Here is a 22,476-nt window from a genome sequence, read left to right as displayed (position 1 = left end):
ATAACCGCCGATCAGCCCCCTGTAAACCGGCAAAAGGACAAGATTTTCAGGATCTTGCCGGCTTCGGCGGCAGGGTCGGGCGCTGCTGCGTCTCCAGAATCTTGCTCAGGCCCTGCCAGCCGCCTTCGGCGATGATATGGGCGGTATTCCCCCAGGCCTGGGCAAGCTGCCCGCGGGGGATGCGGTTGCCCTGCTTTACCTCGCCCAGACGGCGGCCGTCGTTGGTCATCAGCGCCCATTCGATCGCCACCCGTTCGGAATTCGGGCCGTCGGCCCAGACCTTCACATGGCAGGCGATGAGGTAATCGGCCTGGGCCGGGTCGGCCACCGGCGGCTGGCCGGTCAGAATCAGGATTTCGCGCAGGGCCTGGCGCAAGCTGCGGTTGCCGTCGCCAGGGGCGCCATCGCATTCCAGCACGGAAAGCCTGGGTTGCTTGGCTTGGGCCAGAACGCCGGCGGTGTCTTCGTTCAATTTCGCCGCGATTGCCGCCGCCATGGCGGCGGCGGCCTGTTTGATGGCGCCTTCATCGCCGGCATCGAGGCGGTCGATGGCGATGCCGAGCGGCCGATCGCCGCCGGACTGCACGCTTTTGTCGGGCGATTGTTTGCTCCAGCGCCAGACAGTCTGGCTCCCCTGCGGCGCCAGCGAGACCGTCAGGGTGGAGGACAGGACGCTGCGGGCGTCATTGCTGGCCGGCACTTCCTGCTCCGCCAGGGCATCCGCCAGGCTCTGCGCCAGCCGCGCGCCCTGCTCGGCAGGCAGTCCGGCGACCGGCGCAACGAACAGGCTGGTCTCGCCGATCGGGCGCATCAGCGGGTTGACGGCGCGGCCTTTGACTTCAGGCTGGAACGGTTGCGGAAGCGGTTGGCAGGCCGCAAGGGCGGCACCGATCAGGAGAAGGCTCAGAATGTTACGGTACGACACGGCTCACCATCATCCCGGCAAGGCGATTGCTGAAATCTGGCGGCCGTAATCCGGCTCGCCGGCCAATGTTGTGCGGCGGTAGCTGAAGAAGCGCTCCGGATCGGAGCGGGTATCCAGATCGAGATTCTCCGCTGCGACCCCGGCCTGCCGCAGCCGGTGCATGAGATAGCCGGGCAGGTCGAACTGCCAATGTCCGGCGCGGCGCCCTTCGGCAAAGAAAGCGGCATTGTCGGCAGCGGCGGCGATGAACGTATCCCGGAACGGCGCGCTGACTTCGTAGGAGCGCTGCGCGATCGCCGGGCCGATGACCGCGCGGATGCGGCTGCGCCGGCCGCCCAGCCGCTCCATGGCTTCGATGGTCGCATCGGTGACGCCGGCGAGCGCGCCGCGCCATCCGGCATGGCAGGCGCCGATCAAGTCCGCTTCGGCGTCGGCGAACAGTACCGGCGCGCAGTCGGCGGTGAGAATGCCCAGCGCGACATTGTGCCGCCGCGTGACCATGCCGTCGGCCTTGGGGCGCTGCGCAAGATCGAAGCCGTCGTCGACGATCACCACGTCGCGGCCATGCACCTGGTACAGCGAGACAAGGCCTTCGCTCGCGTCCAGTGCGGCGGCGACCCTGCGGCGATTTTCGCGTACGGCATCCGAATCGTCGGAAGAACCCGGCCCGCAATTCAGCGACGCATAAATGCCGGACGAGACGCCGCCGCGCCGCATGAAGAAACCGTGGCGGACATCCGCCAGGGACGCAGCCGTAATGGGTGCCAGATCGACGGAGGCGGAACTGATCATGCAAAACCTGCCGGTGCCACGGATTCGGGCGGCGTCAGAGCCAGGACCTTGAACAGGGTGCCCATCTCCTCCGGGGCCGTCAACCGATGCAGGGCTGCGTCGATTTCGATGCCTTGCGCCTTGCTGCCGCTCTGCTTCAGCCGAATGGCGCGCGCTTCGATACCGAGCGACTGCAGGAATTGGCCCTGACCGACCGGGCCATAGACCACCACGCCGCCATGCCTTGCGGCGACGGCGAAAGCGGCGAAGTCGACATGCGCGGTGAGGTCCGCCAAACCCGGCTCGGCCAGGGGGTCGGTATAGGCGTGCCGGTAAACCGCCTGCAGCGTCTCGCCGATGCCGGGGCGGTCATAGCCGTAATCGATGAACAGGGCGGCGCCGCCCTGCAGCCGCAGGCGAGCGGCGATGTCGCCCGCCGTCGCGCGCATGGCCGGACTCGACTCGACGATGGCGCCCGGCGGAGCGTCCTGCAATTCCGGCGGCAGCAGCGCGTCGAATGGCAGCGGCCGCGGATCGAGCTGGAATTGCAGATCGGTGCCGTTTTCGGCCAGGCCGACACAGCGTTCATGCCAGGCGCCGTCATCGCCGCGCTGGAACTGGCGCACCGGCAGGGCATCCAGGAATTCGTTGGCCAGCAGGATGATCGGCGCATCCTTCGGGATGGCGCTGATGTCTTCCAGCCAGATCGCCGCCTCGCCGGCCAATGTTTTCTGCTGCGCTTCGCGCATGCGCTGCGACGCCTCCACCAGCACAGGCGTGATCGCCGCGCGGAACGGGGGCAGGGCGCGGGCGGCGCGGAGCGCGTCGCGCATCAGGGCGCCGCGGCCCGGGCCGAGTTCGACCAGATAGCAGCGGCCGGGCCCGCCCATGCGCTGCCAGTAATCCGCCGCCCAGAGGCCAAGCAGCTCGCCGAACATCTGGCTGATCTCCGGCGCGGTGATGAAATCGCCGCCCAGCCCGATCGCTTCCTGGCTGCGGTAATAGCCGTGTTCGGGATGCAGCAGGCAATCGGCCATGAAGGCCGCCACGGTGATCGGGCCTTCCGCCATGATGCGGCGGCGCAGGATGTCGCGAAGCGGAGCTTCTACGCCCAAGGCGATCCTCCGATTACGATGTGCGTCGGCTTGCCCACCACATCAGGCCGAGGCCGAACAGTACCATCGGCAGCGACAGCAACTGCCCCATCGTCATGCCGCCGGCCAGGAAACCGATCTGGGCGTCCGGCTGGCGGAACAATTCGCCGACGATGCGGGCGACGCCGTAGCCAACCAGGAACAGGCCCGACAGAAGACCGTGCTTCTGCAGGGCGCCGCTGTTCCAGCGCACCAGGTTCAGCAGCAGGAAGAGCAGAATGCCTTCCATACCGGCCTGATAAAGCTGGCTGGGATGCCGCGGCTCCGGCCCGCCGGTCGGGAAGACCATCGCCCAGGGCAGGTCCGGCGCGACGCGGCCCCACAATTCGTCGTTGACGAAATTCGCGATGCGGCCGAAGAACAGTCCAATCGGCGTGACGCAGGCGATGATATCGGTGAAGGCGAGGAACGGCGTCTGGATCGCGCGGCAATAGACGAACATCGCGATGATGACGCCGAGCATGCCGCCATGGAAGGACATGCCGCCGTGCCAGACCTCGAATATCTCGATCGGATTCCGCAGATACATCTCGAGGTTATAGAACAGCACATAGCCGAGCCGGCCGCCGACGACCACGCCCACTGTCGCCCAGACGAGAAAACCGTCGATCTGCTGCGGCGTGACCGTTTGCGTCAGGTCCGGATCGGTGGGCTTCTTGGCAATCCGCATTGCCATCTGCCAGCCGGCGATCAGGCCGACGATATAGGCCAGGGCATACCAGCGCACGGTGAAGGGCCCGATCGCGAAGGCGACCGGGTCGATCACCGGGAAGGCGATGGCGGGAAGCGTTGCGAACATCGTCACGCTTCGCCGGGTTCGCCGGATGTGTCGGCTGTGCCGGACGCGCCGGTGCGGGGCCGCAATGTCGGGAAGGCGATGACTTCGCGGATCGTCGGCGAATTGGTCAGCAGCATCGCCAGGCGGTCGATGCCTATCCCCAGGCCGCCCATCGGCATCATGCCCGCCGATTGCGCCTTGAGGAAATCCTCGTCGATGCGATGGGCTTCCTCGTCGCCGGCATCGCGCTGGCTTTGCTGATCCTCGAAGCGGGCGCGCTGCTCCTGCGGGTCGGCCAGCTCGGAGAAGGCGTTGGCGATTTCCCAGGTATTGCAGAAAGTCTCGAAGCGCTCGGCGATCTCCGGATTCTCGTGATTGGCCTTGGCCAGCGGCGAGATCGCCTTCGGCAAGGCCACCACATGGGTCGGCTGGATCAGGTTGGGTTCGACGAAATGCTCGAAGCTGGCTTCCACCACCTTGCCCCAGCTCGCCTTGTCGTCGACCGGAACGCCGGCCTGCTTGGCGATGCTGCGCGCGGCTGCGTCATCGAGGCCGGCAAGCTCGATCCTGCCATGTTCCTTGATCAGGTCGAGCATGGAGGCGCGCCGGAAGGGCGGCGTGAAATCGATCTCGTGCTCGCCGAATTTCACCTTGGTACTGCCGGTCGCGGTGATTGCGGCATGGGCGATCAGCCGCTCGGCAATCGACATCATGTCGTTGTAATCGGCGTAGGCCTGATACAGCTCCAGCGTGGTGAATTCCGGATTGTGTCGCGGCGAGATGCCTTCGTTGCGGAAGCAGCGGTTGATCTCGAACAGCTTCTCGCTGAGGCCGCCGATCACCAGCCGCTTGAGATGCAGCTCCGGCGCAATGCGCATGAACAGCGGTATGTCGAGCGTGTTGTGGTGCGTGACGAACGGCCGCGCGATGGCGCCACCGGGGATGGTGTGCAGCATCGGCGTCTCGACTTCGAGGAAATCCTCGCCGGCGAGGAATTGCCGCATCGCCTGGATCACGCGGAAGCGGGTGCGCAGCGTCTGCCGGCTTTCCTCGTTGCTGATCAGGTCGTATTCGCGATGGCGGTAGCGCTGTTCGACATTCTTCAGACCGTGCCACTTCTCCGGCGGCGGCTCGAGCGCCTTGGCCAGCACGACGATTTCGCTGGCGTCGACCGTGATCTCGCCCCGCTTGGTGCGCCGGACGGTGCCGCGCACGCCGATGACGTCGCCGAGATCCAGCGCCTTCATTACCGGCGCAAGGCGGCCCTGCAACTCCTCCTTGGCGGTATAAATCTGCAGCTTCACCGTGTCGTCGACCAGGTCGATGAACATGCCGCTGTTGCGCATCGCCATGATGCGGCCGGCGACGGCCACCGTATCGCCGGTCCGCTCATCGGGCTGCAGATGGGCATAGGCGTCGTGCACCGCGGCGTTCTTGTGAGTCTTGTTGAATTTCGGCGCCGTGTACGGATCAAGGCCAAGCTGACGAAGCTGCTCCAGCTTCGCCTCGCGATTGGCGCGCTCGCCGGATGAGGCCTCGGGGGTCGGATGGGCTGAGGGATTTTGGTCGGTCACGATATTCGGCCGCAAATCTAAAAGGTTGGGCGGGGAACCTAGCACCGGGATAGCCGCATTCCAACCGGTCCACCCGGCCCGAATACCTGTGGATAAGGAATTGGAATGCTTGCGGCCGGCGCCGCAGGTGGCCATATCGGGAAGGCATCCGAAGATGGAGTCGCGCCATGCAGACCGATAATCGCCTTCTGGACGATCTCAGCCGTATCGCCACGGGCGCTCTGGGCACCCTGCAGGGGGTCAAGGGCGAGGTGGAGCAGGCGATTCGCCAGCGTCGCGAGCGCGCTTTGGCCGATATGGACCTGGTAACGCGGGAAGAATTCGAGGCCGTGAAAGCCATGGCCCAGGCGGCGCGCGAGGAGAATATCCGCCTGGCCGAGCGGCTGGCGGCGCTCGAATCCAAGCAAAATAGCGGATTGGGCAACGGCAGCTAAATTGAAGCCAGAACAGACGATTTCATGAATTTTTCGTAAATCCGCCCTTGCACCATGTCAGTGCCGCGAATACTCTAGATCTATGGTGCGTCTTGTTTCGCGACACCAACATCTATGGTCAGCCGAGGGGAAGGGGGCTTTCTCGGCCATGGCCGTCTCGCCCCTTCTTGGGGCGAAATTCCCAGCCATGAAGAGCCATTCCGGACGACCCGCCGAGAAACGGCCCGCCGCAGAGGGGAGCGCTAGCGCATGCGGACTCTAGTCGAGACTGAAACCTCCAGCCGCCTCAATCCACTCGATCTGGTTGAACAGATCGTTGGCGATCACGAGTGGCCTTTCGACCGTCAGGGTCAGGACGAACTGACGGTCGGCGTGACCGGTCGTTACTGCGAGCATCAGATGTGGTTCTCCTGGCGCGAGGAGCTTGGCGCGCTGAGCTTCACCTGCGCCTTCGACATGAAGATTCCGGCCAACCGGCGCAAGGACCTTCATTCGCTGCTGGCCTATGTGAACGAGAAGGCGCTGATCGGGCATTTCGATCACTGGGTCGAGGAAGGCATGCTGGTGTTCCGGCAGGCTTTGCTGCTGCGCGGCGGCCCTGGTGCCACCAGCGAGCAGATCGAGGACCTGATGGAAATCGGACTGTCGGAATGCGAGCGCTTCTATCCGGCCTTCCAGTTCCTGATCTGGGGCGGACGCTCGCCCGAGGACGCCGTGGCGGCGGCCATGTTCGAATGCGCCGGGGAGGCGTAATCCAGGCCGCTGGCGCTTAACCCGTTCCCCGCATCCGGGTAACCTCCGGCACCGTATCGGCAGCAGGAGGTCGGGATGAATCAGGGAATTGTATTGGTCGGCTGCGGCAAGATGGGTAAGGCCCTGCTGACCGGCTGGCTGCGCCGCGGCATCGCGGCCGCCGACATCGTCGTCGTCGAACCCGCGCCCGTCTCCGACCTGCCCGCCGGCATTCGGCAATTTGCCGAGCCATCGGCAATTCCCGCGACCATCCGGCCCGGAATCGTCATGCTGGCGGTCAAGCCGCAGGTGATGGACCAGGTCGCGCCCGCCTACGCGCCATACGCGGCCCAGGGCGCCTGCATCCTTTCCATCGCGGCCGGAAAGACCATCGCGGCGCTCGACCGCCTGCTCGGCGGCAAGGCCGCCATCGTGCGCAGCATGCCGAATACGCCGGCGGCTGTCGGCGCCGGCATCACGGTGGCCTGCGCGAATGCCGAGGTGAAGGCCGGGCAGCGCGCGACCTGCACCGCGTTGCTGGAAGCGGTCGGCGAAGTCGGCTGGGTCGAGGATGAGGCGCTGATCGACGCGGTGACAGCCGTTTCCGGCTCGGGGCCGGCCTATGTCTTCTGGCTGACCGAATGCCTTGCGGCTGCGGGCGAGAAAGCCGGGCTCGATGCCGCGCTGGCGGCGCGCCTGGCGCGCGCCACCGTGACGGGTGCGGGCGAATTGATGCGCCAGAGCGCCGAAAGTCCGGCGCAGCTGCGCAAGAACGTCACCAGCCCGAACGGCACCACGCAGGCGGCGCTCGATGTGCTGATGGCGCCCGATGGCCTGGGCCCGCTGATGGAGCGTGCGGTCGCCGCCGCCGCGCGGCGGTCCAGGGAGCTGGCCGGATAAGGGCGCTCTTGCGCGCTCTTGCCGCTGGTGCCGGCGCGCCCACATTATCAGAATTGGACCTGGCGCAGCCCGCGTCGGGCAGGTCCAGAAATTGGTTCCGGGGAGAGCGGCATGGCGAAGGCGGCAAAGCGGAAGGCAAAGACGCAGAAGACCCCTGGCGGAGCGGCTTCCGGCGAACGCATGCGCCGCAGCAGCGACCCCGTCGAGGCCATGCTGCTGCTGGTCGCGGCCGAAGGCTGGCGGGCGGTCAGCCTGGGGCGGATCGCGACGGCCTGCGGCCTGTCGCTGAGCGATCTCTATGGCCGGTATGCCTCGAAGACCGATCTGCTGATCGCCTATGCCAAGCGGATCGATGCGGCGATGCTCGAAGCGCTCGGTCCGATGCCGGCCGAGGCCGAGGCTGCCGCCGTCAAGGACCGCTTGTTCGAGGCCATCATGGCCCGGCTTGATGCCCTGGCGCCGCATAAGGCGGCGGTGCGGGTGCTGATGCGGGAATTGCCGGCCGATCCGGCGGCGTTGATGTGTTTCCTGTATGGCGGATTGCGCCGGGGGATCGACTGGACCCTGGCGGCGGCGGAGCTCGATAGCCCGGGGCTTGCCGGCATTCTCCGCCGCAAGGTCCTCGGCGCCATCTATCTGGACACGCTGCGGGTCTGGCTGCGGGACGAGAGCGCCGACATGGAAACCACGATGGCCCATCTGGATAAACGGCTGCGGCAGGCGATGAATTGCCTCAACGCAGGAGGTTTCCTCTCGCGATTGCGAAGAAATGTAGTCTAAAAATGAATAAGCATTTGAATTGTAATGTTTAATTTTATTGTGCATTGCACAATAAAATGCTTGACCTTGCAGCGGTTACCGGTAAGCTAGCCCCTAGATCCTCGCACCCCGGAGCCAACCATGAGCAAGACCACCACTGAGAATCCCTTCGCCGCTTTCGACTTCACCAAGCTGTTCGGCAACCTCCAGATGCCGGGCTTCGATCCCTCCGCCTTGGCGGCGGCCCAGCAGAAGAATCTCGACGCCGTCGCGGCCGCCAACAAGCGGGCCCTGGAAGGCTATCAGGCTCTGGTCAAGCGCCAGGCCGAGATCTTCCAGGAAACAATGCAGGAGATCGCCCGGATCGCGCAGCAGAACGCGACGGCTGGCGCGGCCCAGGGTGGCCTCGGCAAGCAATCCGAATTGCTGCAGCAGTCGATCGAGAAGGCGCTCGCCAATATCCGCGAGCTGACGGAGATCGCCTCGAAGACCAATACCGAGGCTTTCGAGACGATCAACCGGCGGCTGAGCGAAAACCTCGAAGAGCTCAAGCGGAGCTTCGCCCAGGCCAAATGAGGCTGGCCAAATGAGGCTGGCCAAATGAGGCTGGCCAAGTAAGGCTGGCCAAGTAAGGCGCCTCAAGCCGTCCGTGCCCCATTTGCCAGACCGAGAGCGGGCGGGTAAGACTCCCGCCCGTTCATTTATGGAAGCGTGGCACTGGGGGGCAGCGTGGCCGCAATCAGCCTCGAGACATTCCATCAGGTCGATATCCGGGTCGGCACCGTCGTTAAGGCCGAGCCGTTTCCCGAAGCGCGCAAGCCGGCAATAAAACTCTGGGTCGATTTCGGCAGCGAGATCGGCGTGAAGAAATCATCGGCCCAGATCACGCGCCACTACCAGACCGAGGCGCTGGTGGGGCGCCAGGTCGTGGCGGTGGTCAATTTTCCGCCGCGCCAGATCGCCTCATTCCTGTCCGAGGTCCTGGTCCTCGGCCTGCCGGATGCGGCGGGGGAAGTCGTGCTGCTCGGCCCCGATCAGCCGGTGCCGAATGGCGGCCGAATGTATTGACGCGGTCATGCGGATCGTTCGAGAATTCCCCAGGAACGTCCCATGATGCAGAAAAGAATAATAATCATCCTGGCAGCTCTGGTGCTTGCCCCCATGCTGCCAGCCGCAGCGCAAGAGCATGACTGCGTCGTCCGGCAATTCATCATGACCAACAATGTCGTCAATCTCGAACCCCAAGGGGTGGTCGAGAAGGCGTATCGGCCCGGCACTGAGCGCGCCTATGCCTTTGCGCGCCTGAATTGCACGCAGGTCGGCGCGGGCGAGACCTTCTGGTTCCATTGGCTGTACAACGACCGCGAAGTGGGCAAGTCGAAGGCGCGGGTAGACGTCAGTCCGAATTGGCGTATCTGGTCGCAGTCCCGTATTTTCCCCGGCGATTGGACGGTTCAGCTCAAGGATGGCGAAGGCCGATTGCAGGCCGAGCAGCGCTTTTCGATGGACAAGCCGGACGCGGAATAAGCCGTAGACGGCCGCCGGCCTCCAGCTGCTTCAGACCGGGAGGCGGATCGTCACCTGCAGGCCGCCCATTTCCGACTGGCCCAGCAAGATTTCGCCGCCATGGGCGAGGACGGCATCGCGGGCGATGGTCAGGCCGAGCCCGACATTGCCGCTGCCATGGCGCGACTGGTCGAGGCGGTAAAACGGCCGAAACACCTTGTGGCGCTCTTTTTCGGGCACGCCCGGGCCGTCATCCTCGACGCGTATTTCGATCCGGCTGCCATGGCGCGCGGTCGTCAGGCGCACATTGCGGCCATAGCGCAGAGCGTTCTCCACCAGATTGGACAGCGCGCGTTTGAAGCTCAGCCGCCGCAGCGGCAGCGTGATCGGCTCATCAAGCTCGACCTTCAGCTCGCGGCCTCGCCGCCGGACATCTTCGGCCAGTTCGGCGATCAGGCCGCCGAGGTCGGTCGGCTGGGCGGGCTGTTCGCTATGGCCGCGGGCGAAGGAAAGATAGGCCTCCACCATCTTTTCCATTTCGCTGATATCGCTCTTCAGCTCCTCGATTTCCGTCCCGGCGGGCATCAGCGACAGTTGCAGCTTCATGCGGGTCAGCGGCGTGCGCAAATCATGGCTCACCCCGGCAAGCATGTCGGTGCGTTCACGGATATGGCGGCGCAGGCGGTCCCGCATGGCCAGGAAGGCGCGTGCCGCTGCCCGGATTTCCTCGGCGCCGGCGGGGCGGAAATCGGTGATCTCGCGGCCCTTGCCGAAAGCGTCCGCCGCTTCGGCCAGCCGCCGGATCGGCTTGATCTGATTGCGCAGAAACAGCACGGCGATGCCGAGCAGCAGCACCGAGGCCGAGGCCATCCAGATCATGAAGACATAGGTGCTGCTCGAAAAGACGCGGCTCTCCGGAACGACGACGGTCATCAGCGCGTCGGGAAGCTGTGCGTAGATGGTTACCCAATGCGAGCTGCGCTGGGTGTCGATCATATAGGGATCGTTCAGCCGCTCGCCGAGCGCCTGGATCAGCATGCGGTCGAGGATCGAGAAGCGGCGCGGCGGCGGCAGGTCGCTCGGCAGCTTGCCGCCCGGCTGGAAGGTGACATGCATTTCCAGCGAGCGCTGCATCCGCTCGATGAGCGCCGACAATACGGTCGGATCGGTATTCTCCCGGCGCGTATCGATCAGCACGGCAATCTCGCCCGCCACGCCCAGGGTCAGCCGCCGGGTGACGATGTCCCAGTGGCGTTCGTAGAAGATGTAGGTCAGCAGCGCCTGCAGGATGACGATCGGCGCCACCAACAGCATCAGCCAGCGGCCGAACAGGCTGCGTGGCAGGAAGCGCTTGATGATCGTTGCCATCTATTCGGCCCAGAGGACGTAGCCCTCGCCCCAGACCGTCTGCAAATAGCGCGGATTGCGCGGATCGGCCTCGATCTTGCGGCGCAGGCGCGTGATCTGGACGTCGACGGCCCGGCTTTCTCCCCCGGAACCCGGTTCTGCGAGGGCCGCCCGCGAGACGGTGGTTCCGGGCGAGCGGGCCAGAATCCGCAGCAATTGCGCCTCGCCCGTGGTCAGAGGAACGATGTCGTTGCCGCGCTTCAACTCGCCGCGCTGGATGTCGAACACGAACTCGCCGAAACGGGCGGGTTCGCTATTGGCCGCGGGCGGCGCGCGCTCGGCGCGTTTGAGGATGGCTTGCACGCGCAGCGTCAGTTCGCGCGGTTCGAACGGCTTCGGCAGATAGTCGTCGGCGCCGGTCTCGAAGCCCTTGATGCGGTCTTCCGCGTCGCCGCGCGCCGTCAGCAGGATCACCGGCACCTGATTGCCGCGCCGGCGCAATTCGCTGACGAATTCGAAACCGTTCTGGCCCGGCATCATGACGTCGACGACCAGCAGGTCGAAGCTGATCGCCGCGATCTTGGCCGCGGCATCTTCGGCATGCTCGGCGCTGGTGACGCGAAAACCCTGCCCGGCAAGAAAGCGCGACAGCAGCGTGCGGATGCGTTCGTCGTCGTCGATGACCAGGATATGGGGCGCGTTGGGGTCCATGCCGATCCGTCAGCGCCGCTGGATCGCCCGCAGGATGGCGGCGCGATCGGGTTCGTCGATCAGTCCGGCAAGGACCTTGCGATAGCCGGCGACGGCCTCGGCACCGGCCTCGCGATAGGCCTGAGCCACTTTGGCCTGCTGGATGGTGCTGATCTGGCGTTCCAGGTTCTTGCCCTGCTCGGTGAGGAACAACTGCCGTTGGCGGCGATCGCGGGTGCCCTGCTGCTGGCGGACGAAGCCGCCTTCGATCAGGGCGGACAGCACGCGCGACAGGCTCTGTTTGGTGATGCGCAGGATGCCCAGCAGGTCCGCCACGGTGATGCCCGGATTGCCGCCGATAAAATGCAGGGCCCGGTGATGGGCACGGCCGAAATTGTAGCGGGCGAGGATCTCGTCCGGCCCGCGGGTGAAATCGCGGTAGGCGTAGAAAAGCAGCTCGATACCCTGCCGCAGCTCGTCTTCGCGCAGAAACAGCGGGTTGGCCAATGATTTGAGGTCGCTCATGACGTCCTATATGGGGCAAAGTGATAGCCGGTAGCAAGGTAGCCGCTGACGGCGTGGGCCGGGGCGGCGCCGCGAAAAATATGTCAGCAGTATTGACATATATTGATCATATTGTTACTTCTGCGTAAATCATTGGGTAATAATAATACCCAAGCGCCGTTTCGCCAAAGGAGCAGCCCATGTCTCTCATCCCCTACGACGACCGCGACGGTTTTATCTGGTTCGACGGCAAGCTGATCGAGTTTCGTCAAGCCAAGCTGCATGTGCTGACCCATGGCCTGCATTATGCGTCCTGTGTGTTCGAGGGCGAGCGGGCCTATGACGGCGAGGTGTTCCATCTCACCGAACACAGCCAGCGCCTGTACGATTCGGCCAGGCTGCTCGACTTCACCATCCCCTATTCGGTGGAAGAGATCGACCGCGCGACCAAGGAAACGGTGGCGGCCAACAAGATGCCGAACTGCTACATCCGGCCCGTGGCCTGGCGCGGCTCGGAAATGATGGGCGTCTCGGCGCAGCAGAACAAAATCCATCTCGCCATCGCCGTCTGGGAATGGCCGAGCTATTTCTCGCCGGAAGCGAAGATGAAGGGGCTGCGTCTGCAGATCAGCGACTGGCGCCGCCCGGCGCCGAACACGGCGCCGACCCGGGCGAAAGCTGCCGGCCTGTACATGATCTGCACGCTTTCCAAGCATAAGGCGGAGCGGGACGGCTATCAGGATGCGCTGATGCTGGATTGGCGCGGCCAGGTGGCGGAGGCGACCGGCGCCAACATTTTCTTCTCCAAGGACGGCAAGCTGCATACGCCGACGCCGGATTGCTTCCTGGACGGCATCACGCGCCGGGCGGTGATCGCGATGGCCAAGGCTCGCGGCATCGAGGTGATCGAGCGGGCGATCATGCCCGAGGAGATGGCCGGTTTCGAGGAATGCTTCCTCACCGGCACGGCTGCCGAGGTCACGCCGGTTTCCGAGATCGGGCCCTACACCTTCAAGCCGGGCCGGATCTGCCAGCAGCTTCTGGCCGACTTCGATGCGGCGACGCATCGCAAGGCTGCCGCCTGATCGGCGAAGCTAAGGCAATAACGACAATGGCCGCGGTTCATCGCCGCGGCCATTTGCTTTGCTAGCGCCAGCGCGCCGCGGCCTCGTCGTCGCTCGCCTTGGCTTCGACCCAGCGGCGTTCGCCGCCATGCTCTTCCAGCTTCCAGAACGGCGCCTTGGTCTTGAGCCAATCGACCAGGAAGGCGCAGGCCTCGAAGGCCGCCTGCCGATGCGCCGACGTGACGATGACCAGCACGATGCGCTCGCCCGGCTCCAGCGGTCCGTAACGGTGGATCACCAGACAGCCATCCAGCGGCCAGCGGCGCTCGGTCTCGGCCACGATGGCGGCGAGCTGCTTCTCGGTCATGCCGGGATAATGTTCCAGCGTCATCCGCCGGACGGCGGTATTGTCGGCGAAATCCCGCACCAGGCCGGTGAAGGTGACCGCCGCGCCGATGCGGGGATTGTTGGCGGTGAGCTTTTCCAGCTCGGCCGCGGTATCGAAATCCTCTTTTTGCACGCGCACCTTCGCATCGACCGCTGGCATGGCTAGCCTCCGGTGACGGGGGGAAAGATCGCGATCTCGTCGCCGGCGCGGACGGGATGGTCGGCCTGAGCGTAATCCTGATTGACGGCGATGCGGACCATGGCGGGATTGGCCAAGGCGCTGTCGTGAATGTCGCTGCGCCCGCGCAGCCACTGGATCAGCTCGGCGACGGTGCGGACCTCTGGCGGCGGCGCGACCGTTTCCTCGGCGACCCCGACCCGCTCGCGCAGCGAAGCGAAATAGAGCACGCGTATCATTCCGCGCCGGTCTCCTTCCCGGGCGATGCCGTCGGCTCCGCCGCGATATGCCGCAGCCCGGTCTGCAGGTAGTCCCAGCCGGTATACAGCGTCAGTACCGCCGCCAGCCAGATGCCGATCTCGCCGATCAGGCGGACCGGCAGCGCCGCCGGCCCGTAATCGCCCACGATCAGGATGCCGAGCGCAATGAGCTGCACCGTGGTCTTCCACTTGGCCAGGCGGGAAACCGGGACCTTCACGCGCAGATCGGCGAGGAATTCGCGCAGGCCCGTTACGGTGATCTCGCGGCACATGATGACCACCGCGGCCAGCGAGGTCACCCGGTCGATGCGCTCGAAGGCGATCAGCATCAGGATCACCGCCGCGACCAGCAGCTTGTCGGCGACCGGATCGAGAAAGCGGCCGAGGTCCGACATCTGTCCCCATTTGCGGGCCAGATAGCCGTCGAACCAGTCGGTGATGCCGGCCGCCACGAAGAGGGCGAGCGGCACCCAGGCGCTCCAGGCATGCGGCAGGAAGAAAGCCGCGCAGATCGCCGGGATGGCCAGAATGCGCGAGACGGTGAGGATATTGGGCAGGCCGTTCAGCATGACAGAGCAACTATCGCATGGTTGAGGGCGGGGGGACTAGGGCCGCATCCTGGTCAACCGCCATGGAAATAGTCGTAGATGCGCTTCGCCACCGCCTTGCTGACACCGGGCACCGCTTCCAGGTCCGCCAGGCCGGCGCGGGATACCGCCTTGGCCGAACCGAAATGCAGCAAAAGCGCCTTCTTCCGGACTGCGCCGATGCCGGGAATTTCATCCAGCGGCGAGCGGATCTGGTCTTTCGACCGCTTGGCGCGGTGCGTTCCGATGGCGAAGCGGTGCGCCTCGTCGCGGAGCCGCTGGAGGAAAAACAGAACCGGGTGCCGGGGTTCCAGCATGAACGGCTCCCGCCCAGGCAGGAAGAATTGCTCGCGCCCGGCATTGCGGTCCGGGCCCTTGGCGATGCCGACGACGGGAACGTCGTCGATGCCCAATTCCTGCATCACCTGCAGCGTGGCGTTGAGCTGGCCCCTGCCGCCGTCGATCAGCAAAAGGTCCGGCCAGTCGGCATCGTGGCCTTCCGCATCCTCCTTCAGCAGCCGCTGGAAGCGGCGCGACAGCACCTGCTTCATCATCGCATAATCGTCGCCCGGTTCGATCTCCTCGCCGCGGATGTTGAACTTGCGATAGGCATTTTTGCGCAGGCCCTCGGGGCCGGCGACGATCATGGCGCCGACGGCATGCCGGCCCATGATATGGCTGTTGTCGTAGACCTCGATCCGGTTCGGCGGCGCTTCGAGGCCGAAGAGTTCGGCGACGCCGGCAAGCAATTGCTGCTGCGACGAGGTTTCCGCCAGCCGGCGCCGCAGGGCGTCGCGCGCATTGGTGACGGCGTGCTCGACCAGGTCGCGCTTGGTGCCGCGCTGCGGGCAATGCAGTTCCACCTTGCGGCCGGCATGCTTGCTCAGGGCCTCCTCGATCAGTTGGGCATTGCCGACGGGGTGGCTGAGCAGGATCAGGCGCGGCGGATCGCGCTGGGCATAGAACTGGCCGATGAAGGCGTCGATCACCTCGTCGATCTCGACATCGCGCGCATGGGCCGGGAAATAGGCGCGATTGCCGAAATTCTGCCCGGCGCGGAAGAAGAAGATCTGAATGCAGACCAGGCCGGCCTCGGCATGCACGGCAATGACATCGGCATCTTCGATGTCGCTGAGGCTGACATCCTGTTTCTGGGTGATATGGGCCAGGGCGCGGATGCGATCGCGCAATTCCGCCGCCGTTTCGAAGTCGAGCGCTTCCGAGGCCGCTTGCATGCGGTCCCGCCAGGCATCGAGGATCTTGTGATTCCGTCCGCGCAGGAACTGGCAGGCTTCGTCCACGATGCGCGCGTAATCGGCTTCCGAGATCCGGTTCACGCAGGGCGCCGAGCAGCGCTTGATCTGATATTGCAGGCAGGGGCGGGTGCGGCTGGCGAATTCGCTGTCGGTGCAGCTTCGCAACGGAAACGCGCGCGAGAGCGCATTCAGCGTGACATGCACCGCGCCGGTCGAGGCGAAGGGGCCGAAATACTCGCCGGGTATGTCGCGGGCGCCGCGATGCTTGTTGATGCTGGGATAGGGGTGATCGCGCGCCACCAGGATGTAGGGAAAGGACTTGTCGTCCTTCAGCAACACGTTGAACGGCGGCTGCAGCTTCTTGATGAGGTTGGCCTCGAGAAGCAGCGCCTCGGCTTCGGTATGGGTCGTCGTGATCTCGACGCTCGCAACCTGCCGCACCATGCGCAGGATGCGGATGGTCAGGCCATTCGTCTTGGTATAGGAGGCGACCCTTTTGCGCAGCGAGCGGGCCTTGCCGACATAGAGAACCTCGCCGCGGCTATCAAGCATCCGATAGACGCCAGGTCCGAATGGCAGGGTCGGCAGGTGGCGGAGTATCGCCGCCGCGCCGATCTCGCCCGGGGCAGCGGGCGATGGCGGCGAAGGGGGAATGCTGTCCGGCTCACTCATACACCCACCCTACACAATAAAACGCCAATGATTACGTGATGTTGACAAAAAGGTCCCAAGGTTGTGGATAACTTTGTGGGGAAATCGGTCCACTGATCGAAGTTTTCCCCCGAAGATCAATGATAACGCGCAGATGCCGCATTCAAGCCATTCCATAAAATATTGATACTGCGTGCGAATTTACCTTTATCCACAGAAAATTCAGATCGCGCTGAGCGGCGTTCCCCCGGCCGGGAGAATCGGCAAAGCCTGTGCACAACATTGCGCTCAAGCCGAAATGCCACGCAGAGTCAAGTTTTATTTGAAGCTCGCGACTGCAACCTTCAAGATCAACTCCGCCGCCGCTCGATTTCGACGCCGACTCCGGCCGCTTCCGCAATCGCATCGGGTTTTTCCACCCGCACCCGGGCGCGCAGCACCCGTTGATCCGCCAGGCACAGAGCGGCCAGCCGCTCGGCGAGGGTCTCGACCAGGTCGACATGGCCTTCAGCCAGCAGGGCCTTGGTCTGCTTGACCAATTTCTCATAGCAAACGACATCCGCGTAATCGCGCGGCGGCTCGCCGGGGGTGTCTGCCACCCAGAGATCGAGATTGATCAGCACCTTCTGCGGTGCCGTGCGCTCATGGGGGTAGATGCCGATCAGCGCATCCAGCAGCAGATCGCGGACGAAAACCCGCCGTTCCGGCCGGTTCTGCGCCGGCTGCGCCGGAATGAGGCTGGGAAGCGGGATTTCCGCCCAGGCAGCACGGGCACGCTCGTGGATCGTCATCTCATTCCTCCGGATCCGCTTGGCCCGGCTCCGCATGGCTCAGGCCCCGGGGGCCAGACGAAAGCGGAGCGGCATTGCCTTGCCAGGGCAGATGCTGGCCGCCATCGAGGGCGATCATCTGGCCCGTCATGGCCGGTGCGTCAAGCAGGAAACCCACGGCTGCGGCAATCTCGTCCGGGTGGGCGCCGCGCCTGAGCGGCGTGCTTTCCCATTGCCTGGCGAATTGCTCCGGGGTCTGCCGTTTGTTGGGCAGAACCGGCCCGGGACCGATGCCGTTGACCCGGATACGGGGCGCCAGGGCGATCGCCAAGCTCTGGGTCAGGGCCCAGAGCCCGGTCTTGGCCGTCGTATAGGAGGCGAAATGGGGCGTCAGCCGCCAGACCCTCATGTCGATCATGTTGACGATGTTGCCGGCGACCCCGTCCGGCAATTGGGCGGCGAAGGCCTGGGACAGGAAGAAGGGCGCCTTCAGGTTGATGTCGAGGTGGCTGTCCCAGCTCGCCTCGGTGGCGGTCTGAATATGATCGTATTCGAACAGCGAGGCATTGTTCACCAGGACGGATAGCGGGCCCAGCGCGTCGGCGGCCTGTCCCACCAGCGCCGATACGGCGGCATGGTCGGCAAGGTCGGCCTGCAGGGCTGCCGCCTTGCCGCCGATGCCGGTGATTTCGCCGACCACGGCATCGGCGTCTTCGCGAGAGCGATGGTAATGCACGGCGACGGAATAGCCGCGGCGGCCGAGATACAGCGCGATGGCCCGGCCGATACGGATGCCGGCGCCGGTCACCAGAGCCGTGGGAGCGGAGGCGGAAACGGCCATCAGCGCTTCCGTCCGCGATAGGCGCGCCGCGACCCGGCGCGGCCGGCGGTGGAGCGGCCGGTCGGCCGCGGCGCTGCCGCCGCGTCCTCCGCCATCCCGAGCGGCTTCAAGGCGAAGCCGCCGGTCGGCACTTCCAGTTCGCTCATCTCCAGGCGCTTGATCTCGTCGCGCAGGCGGGCGGCCTCCTCGAATTCCAGGTTGCCAGCCGCTTCGCGCATGCGTTTTTCGAGGTCGGCAATATACGCTTTCAGGTTATGGCCGACCAGATGGCCTTCGGCGGCCTCGCCGGCATCGACGGTATAGTGATCCTGCTCGTAGATCGATTGCAGGATGTCGCCGATCTGCTTCTTCACGCTTTGCGGCGTGATGCCGTGCTCGTCGTTATAGGCCTGTTGCTTGGCGCGGCGGCGCGCGGTCTCGTCGAGCGCCCGCTGCAGGCTGTTGGTCATCCGGTCGGCATAGAGGATCACGCGGCCGTCAACGTTGCGCGCGGCGCGGCCGATGGTCTGGATCAGCGAGGTTTCCGAGCGCAGGAAGCCCTCCTTGTCGGCATCCAGGATGGCGACAAGGCCGCATTCCGGAATATCGAGGCCCTCGCGCAGCAGGTTGATGCCGACCAGGATGTCGAAGGCGCCGAGCCGCAGATCGCGGATGATCTCGATGCGCTCCAGCGTATCGATGTCGGAATGCAGGTACCGCACCTTGAGGCCGACCTCCGTCATGTACTCGGTCAGATCCTCGGCCATGCGCTTGGTGAGCGTGGTGACCAGGACGCGATAGCCTTTCTGGATCACCGCCTTGCATTCGGCCAGCAGGTCGTCGACCTGATGCTCGACCGGGCGGATTTCGGTGACCGGATCGATCAGTCCGGTCGGGCGGATCACCTGCTCGACGAAGACGCCGCCGGTCCGCTCCAGTTCCCATTTGCCGGGCGTGGCCGAAACGAAGATGGTCTGCGGCCGCAGCCGGTCCCATTCGCGGAAGCGCAGCGGCCGGTTGTCGATGCAGGACGGCAGGCGGAAGCCGTATTCCGCCAGGGTCGCCTTGCGCCGGAAGTCGCCACGGAACATGGCGCCGATCTGCGGCACCGTCTGGTGGCTTTCGTCAACGAACAGCAGTGCGTTGTCGGGCAGGTATTCGAACAATGTCGGCGGCGGCTCGCCCGGTTTGCGTCCGGTGATATAGCGGGAATAATTCTCGATGCCGGCGCAGACACCGGTTGCCGCCATCATCTCCAGGTCGAAGCTGGTGCGCTGCTCCAGCCGCTGCGCTTCCAGCAGCCGGCCCATCCGGGTGAGCTGGTCCAGACGGACGCGCAGGTCGATCTTGATCTGCTCCATCGCCTGCTGCAGCGTCGGCTTGGGGATCACATAGTGGCTGTTGGCGTAGAGCTTGACCGACTTCATTTCGCCGGTCTTCTGTCCGGTCAGCGGGTCGAACTCGACGATGCTTTCCAGTTCGTCGCCAAACAGCGACAACCGCCAGGCACGGTCTTCCATATGGGACGGGAAAATCTCGATGCCGTCGCCGCGCGCCCGGAAGGCGCCGCGCGAGAAATCCGTATCGTTGCGCCGATATTGCATGTCGACCAGCCGGCGCAGCAGGGTGTCGCGCGCAATGGTCTGGCCGGTCTCCAGCGCCAGGGTCATCTCGCTGTAGGTTTCGACCGAGCCGATACCGTAGATGCAGGAAACCGAGGCCACGATGATGACATCGTCGCGCTCCAGCAGCGCGCGGGTGGCCGAATGGCGCATGCGGTCGATCTGCTCGTTAACCGAGGAATCCTTCTCGATATACGTATCGCTCCGCGGAACGTAGGCTTCCGGCTGGTAGTAATCGTAATAGGAGACGAAATATTCCACCGCGTTGTTGGGGAAAAAGGCCTTCATCTCGCCGTAGAGCTGGGCCGCCAGCGTCTTGTTGTGGGCGAGGATCAGCGCCGGCCGGCCGGTGCGGGCGATCACCTGGGCCATGGTGAAGGTCTTGCCCGAGCCGGTGACGCCGAGCAGCACCTGGTCGCGCTCCGCGCCGTTCACCCCCGCGGTCAGCTCGGCAATGGCCTGCGGCTGGTCGCCCTTGGGCTCATAGGGTGCCTGCAGGTCATAGGCGATGCCGCCCTCGCTCTTGTCCGGGCGGGGCGGGCGATGCGGCACGAAATCGGGGAAATTCGCATCGGCGAACCGATCGGGATCCTCGATCTCGCGTTCCATGGTCTGGGGGGCGGCGGTGGTCTGGCTCATGGCGCCAATATGGGGCTGGCCGGGCCCGACGCCAACTGCCAAAAGCCGTTCGGAAAGCCATTCCGGAAGGCCTTTTTGGCGAAGCTTCCGGCCGGCGGCCGGCTCCGGTATACACATCGCCAAGGAGACCCGTCCATGACCGTGATCGTTACCGGCGGCGCCGGCTTTATCGGGTCGGCGCTGGTGCGCCGGCTGAACGCCCAGAAGCGGCGCGTCGTCACCATCGACAAGCTGACCTATGCCGGCAACCCGGACAACCTGGCCGGCCTGCCGCATCCCGAGCTGCACCGTTTCGAGCAGGTGGACATCTGCGACCGGGCGGCGATCAAGCGGATCTACGCCGAAACCAAGCCCCAGGCGGTGTACCATCTGGCGGCCGAAAGCCATGTCGACCGCTCGATCGACAGCCCGGCGCCCTTCATCGAGACCAATGTGAACGGCAGTCTCGTACTGCTCGAGGCGGCGCTGGATCACTGGCGCGGGCTGGATGCCACCGCCAAAGGCCAGTTCCGGCATCTCCAGGTCTCGACCGACGAGGTCTACGGCGAGCTGGGTATCACCGGCTTTTTCGACGAGAACAGCCCCTACAAGCCGAATTCCCCCTATGCCGCCAGCAAGGCGGCGGCCGACCATCTGGCGCGGGCGTTCGGGCGCACCTACGGCCTGCCCGTGCTGGTGACCAATTGCGGCAACAATTACGGCCCGTACCAGTTTCCGGAAAAGCTGATCCCGCTCACCATCCTGAACGCCCTCGAGGGCAAGAGGCTGCCGGTCTACGGCAAGGGCGAGCAGGTGCGCGACTGGATCCAGGTCGAGGACCACGCCGCCGCGCTGCAACTGGCTGTGGAGACGGGGCGGCCGGGCGAGACCTATCTGATCGGCGCCCGCGGCGAGCAGCGCAATATCGACCTGGTGCGCAAGCTCTGCGCCATCCTCGACGAACTGGTGCCGCAGCAGGGCGGCCGCAAATACGCCGAGCTGATCACCTTCGTGACCGACCGGCCCGGCCATGACGCCCGCTACGCCATCGATCCGGCGAAGGCCGAGCGCGAACTCGGCTGGAAGCCGGTCTATGACCTGGCCACCGGGCTGAAGGCCACCGTGCAGTGGTATCTCGACAACAGCGCCTGGTGCCGCCGCGCCACGGCGACCTACGACCGCAGCCGCATCGGACTGGGGTAGGCCGGGGCCGGGTCGATCCGGCCTGTCGGCTGGCCCGGCTCAGGCCTTCTTGCTGCTTCGCCGCTGCCACCAGGCCTGCAGCTCGCCGACGATGCCTTTGCGGAAGGCGAGCACCACGATCACGAAAATCGCGCCCTGGATCACCACCACCCATTCGCCGAGGCTGGCGAGGTAGTTCTGCATGGTGACGATCACGCCGGCGCCGACGATCGGGCCGAAAACAGTGCCCATGCCGCCGACCAGCGTCATCAGCACGACCTCGCCCGACATCTGCCAATGCGCATCGGTCAGCGAGGCGAGCTGGAAGACCATCGCCTTGGTGGCGCCGGCCAGGCCGGCCAGGCCGGCGGACAGCACGAAAGCGAGCAGCTTGTACTGATCGACGCGATAGCCCAGCGAGATGGCGCGCGGCTCATTCTCGCGGATCGCCTTCAGCACCTGGCCGAAGGGCGAATGGATGGTGCGCCAGATGACCAGGAAGCCGAAGGCGAAGACGGCCAGCACGACATAGTAGAGCGAGAGGTCGTTCGTGGTGTCGATCAGGCCGAAGACCGCCCGGCGCGGAACCGCCTGGATGCCATCCTCGCCGCCGGTGAATTTCGCCTGCAGGAAGAAGAAATACACCATCTGCGCCAGCGCCAGCGTCACCATGGCGAAATAGATGCCCTGGCGGCGGATCGCCAAGGTGCCGGTTACCAGGCCCAGCAGAGCGGCGCAGGCCGCGCCGGCCAGGATGCCGAGTTCGGGATTCCATCCCCAGACCTTCACCGTGTAGGCGCTGATATAGGCCGCGCCGCCGAAGAACATGGCATGGCCGAACGACAGGAGGCCGACATAGCCGACCAGCAGGTTGAAGGCGCAGGCGAACAGCGCAAAGCACAGCACCTGCATCAGGAAGACCGGATAGATCGCCGCGGGCGCCACCAGAGCCACAGCGAGGAAGATGGCGAAAATCACCATGTCGCGATTTTTCTTGATCATGCTGC

25 protein-coding genes are annotated in these 22,476 nt (G+C 65.0%); 9 read left to right on the top strand and 16 right to left on the bottom strand.

Annotated elements, in window-relative coordinates; genetic code table 11:
* Window positions 1-46: 46 nt before the first annotated feature.
* Genes VF194_RS09685 through lysS form a run of 5 tightly spaced genes read right to left on the bottom strand, consistent with a single transcriptional unit; the run spans window position 47 to window position 5,202 of the window.
* Entirely contained in the window at window positions 47-925 is an 879-nt protein-coding gene (locus tag VF194_RS09685; protein ID WP_330890414.1) for a hypothetical protein, read from the bottom strand.
* Window positions 926-934: 9 nt separating this feature from the next.
* A complete protein-coding gene (gene pgeF / locus VF194_RS09680) occupies window positions 935-1,717 on the bottom strand; it encodes a peptidoglycan editing factor PgeF (protein ID WP_330890413.1) in 783 nt (260 codons plus the stop codon).
* Window positions 1,714-2,811, bottom strand: coding sequence for a class I SAM-dependent methyltransferase (locus VF194_RS09675; protein ID WP_330890411.1), 1,098 nt, complete (start codon window positions 2,809-2,811; stop codon window positions 1,714-1,716). Before VF194_RS09675 ends, pgeF begins: the two co-directional genes overlap by 4 nt.
* Before the next feature lie 13 nt (window positions 2,812-2,824).
* Window positions 2,825-3,649 carry a prolipoprotein diacylglyceryl transferase gene (gene lgt, locus VF194_RS09670; protein WP_330890409.1) on the bottom strand — a complete coding sequence of 275 codons (825 nt, stop codon included), beginning with the start codon at window positions 3,647-3,649 and terminating at the stop codon, window positions 2,825-2,827.
* A 2-nt stretch (window positions 3,650-3,651) separates the two neighbouring features.
* Window positions 3,652-5,202 (bottom strand): lysine--tRNA ligase, encoded by a 1,551-nt coding sequence (gene lysS / locus VF194_RS09665; RefSeq protein ID WP_330890407.1) that lies wholly within the window; start codon window positions 5,200-5,202, stop codon window positions 3,652-3,654.
* A 167-nt stretch (window positions 5,203-5,369) separates the two neighbouring features.
* Here lysS and VF194_RS09660 point away from each other — a divergent pair, with 167 nt between their 5' ends.
* From VF194_RS09660 to VF194_RS09630, 7 genes are all read left to right on the top strand, one after another.
* A complete protein-coding gene (locus VF194_RS09660; RefSeq protein WP_330890405.1) occupies window positions 5,370-5,636 on the top strand; it encodes an accessory factor UbiK family protein in 267 nt (88 codons plus the stop codon).
* Between the two features lie 249 nt (window positions 5,637-5,885).
* Entirely contained in the window at window positions 5,886-6,389 is a 504-nt protein-coding gene (locus tag VF194_RS09655; protein ID WP_330890403.1) for a YbjN domain-containing protein, read from the top strand.
* A gap of 75 nt (window positions 6,390-6,464) precedes the next feature.
* Window positions 6,465-7,268, top strand: a complete 804-nt coding sequence (gene proC / locus VF194_RS09650; RefSeq protein WP_330890401.1) for a pyrroline-5-carboxylate reductase — start codon at window positions 6,465-6,467, stop codon at window positions 7,266-7,268.
* Between the two features lie 111 nt (window positions 7,269-7,379).
* Complete coding sequence (locus VF194_RS09645; RefSeq protein WP_330890399.1) at window positions 7,380-8,048, top strand: TetR family transcriptional regulator; 669 nt, start codon at window positions 7,380-7,382, stop codon at window positions 8,046-8,048.
* Between the two features lie 120 nt (window positions 8,049-8,168).
* Entirely contained in the window at window positions 8,169-8,603 is a 435-nt protein-coding gene (locus VF194_RS09640; RefSeq protein WP_330890397.1) for a TIGR01841 family phasin, read from the top strand.
* Window positions 8,604-8,756: 153 nt separating this feature from the next.
* Window positions 8,757-9,095, top strand: a complete 339-nt coding sequence (locus tag VF194_RS09635) for a tRNA-binding protein (RefSeq protein ID WP_330890395.1) — start codon at window positions 8,757-8,759, stop codon at window positions 9,093-9,095.
* A 42-nt stretch (window positions 9,096-9,137) separates the two neighbouring features.
* A complete protein-coding gene (locus VF194_RS09630; protein WP_330890393.1) occupies window positions 9,138-9,554 on the top strand; it encodes a DUF2914 domain-containing protein in 417 nt (138 codons plus the stop codon).
* Window positions 9,555-9,584: 30 nt separating this feature from the next.
* Here the strand turns inward: VF194_RS09630 and VF194_RS09625 are convergent, their stop codons facing one another.
* From VF194_RS09625 to VF194_RS09615, 3 genes are read right to left on the bottom strand one after another with little or no spacing between them, the layout of a single operon-like run.
* Window positions 9,585-10,901 carry an ATP-binding protein gene (locus VF194_RS09625; RefSeq protein WP_330890392.1) on the bottom strand — a complete coding sequence of 439 codons (1,317 nt, stop codon included), beginning with the start codon at window positions 10,899-10,901 and terminating at the stop codon, window positions 9,585-9,587.
* The gene (locus tag VF194_RS09620; RefSeq protein WP_330890390.1) at window positions 10,902-11,591 is read right to left on the bottom strand and encodes a response regulator; all 690 of its coding nucleotides are present in this window, start codon (window positions 11,589-11,591) and stop codon (window positions 10,902-10,904) included.
* A gap of 9 nt (window positions 11,592-11,600) precedes the next feature.
* Window positions 11,601-12,095 (bottom strand): MarR family winged helix-turn-helix transcriptional regulator, encoded by a 495-nt coding sequence (locus tag VF194_RS09615; RefSeq protein ID WP_330890388.1) that lies wholly within the window; start codon window positions 12,093-12,095, stop codon window positions 11,601-11,603.
* Between the two features lie 179 nt (window positions 12,096-12,274).
* On the opposite strand from VF194_RS09615, the gene VF194_RS09610 reads away from it, so the two are divergent.
* Window positions 12,275-13,159, top strand: coding sequence for a branched-chain amino acid aminotransferase (locus tag VF194_RS09610; protein ID WP_330890386.1), 885 nt, complete (start codon window positions 12,275-12,277; stop codon window positions 13,157-13,159).
* Window positions 13,160-13,220: 61 nt separating this feature from the next.
* Here VF194_RS09610 and VF194_RS09605 read toward each other — a convergent pair whose 3' ends face one another.
* The 7 genes from VF194_RS09605 to uvrB form a co-directional block, all read right to left on the bottom strand.
* A complete protein-coding gene (locus tag VF194_RS09605; protein WP_330890384.1) occupies window positions 13,221-13,685 on the bottom strand; it encodes a molybdenum cofactor biosynthesis protein MoaE in 465 nt (154 codons plus the stop codon).
* A gap of 2 nt (window positions 13,686-13,687) precedes the next feature.
* Window positions 13,688-13,942 (bottom strand): molybdopterin converting factor subunit 1, encoded by a 255-nt coding sequence (gene moaD / locus VF194_RS09600; protein ID WP_330890382.1) that lies wholly within the window; start codon window positions 13,940-13,942, stop codon window positions 13,688-13,690.
* Complete coding sequence (gene pgsA, locus VF194_RS09595) at window positions 13,939-14,532, bottom strand: CDP-diacylglycerol--glycerol-3-phosphate 3-phosphatidyltransferase (protein WP_330890380.1); 594 nt, start codon at window positions 14,530-14,532, stop codon at window positions 13,939-13,941. Before pgsA ends, moaD begins: the two co-directional genes overlap by 4 nt.
* 53 nt (window positions 14,533-14,585) lie before the next feature.
* Window positions 14,586-16,478, bottom strand: a complete 1,893-nt coding sequence (uvrC, locus tag VF194_RS09590) for an excinuclease ABC subunit UvrC (protein ID WP_330890378.1) — start codon at window positions 16,476-16,478, stop codon at window positions 14,586-14,588.
* A 329-nt stretch (window positions 16,479-16,807) separates the two neighbouring features.
* Window positions 16,808-17,248, bottom strand: a complete 441-nt coding sequence (folB, locus tag VF194_RS09585) for a dihydroneopterin aldolase (RefSeq protein WP_330890377.1) — start codon at window positions 17,246-17,248, stop codon at window positions 16,808-16,810.
* 1 nt (window position 17,249) lies between these two features.
* The gene (locus tag VF194_RS09580; protein WP_330890375.1) at window positions 17,250-18,068 is read right to left on the bottom strand and encodes an SDR family oxidoreductase; all 819 of its coding nucleotides are present in this window, start codon (window positions 18,066-18,068) and stop codon (window positions 17,250-17,252) included.
* Window positions 18,068-20,308, bottom strand: a complete 2,241-nt coding sequence (gene uvrB / locus VF194_RS09575; protein ID WP_330890372.1) for an excinuclease ABC subunit UvrB — start codon at window positions 20,306-20,308, stop codon at window positions 18,068-18,070. Before uvrB ends, VF194_RS09580 begins: the two co-directional genes overlap by 1 nt.
* Before the next feature lie 135 nt (window positions 20,309-20,443).
* Here uvrB and rfbB point away from each other — a divergent pair, with 135 nt between their 5' ends.
* Window positions 20,444-21,490 (top strand): dTDP-glucose 4,6-dehydratase, encoded by a 1,047-nt coding sequence (gene rfbB, locus VF194_RS09570; RefSeq protein WP_330890371.1) that lies wholly within the window; start codon window positions 20,444-20,446, stop codon window positions 21,488-21,490.
* 39 nt (window positions 21,491-21,529) lie between these two features.
* Here rfbB and VF194_RS09565 read toward each other — a convergent pair whose 3' ends face one another.
* Entirely contained in the window at window positions 21,530-22,471 is a 942-nt protein-coding gene (locus VF194_RS09565; RefSeq protein ID WP_414656089.1) for a branched-chain amino acid ABC transporter permease, read from the bottom strand.
* Window positions 22,472-22,476 lie beyond the last annotated feature (5 nt).

It is taken from the genome of Ferrovibrio sp., assembly GCF_036381655.1.
Classification (GTDB): Bacteria; Pseudomonadota; Alphaproteobacteria; order Ferrovibrionales; family Ferrovibrionaceae; genus Ferrovibrio.
This window is presented reverse-complemented; position numbering and strand designations above follow the sequence as displayed.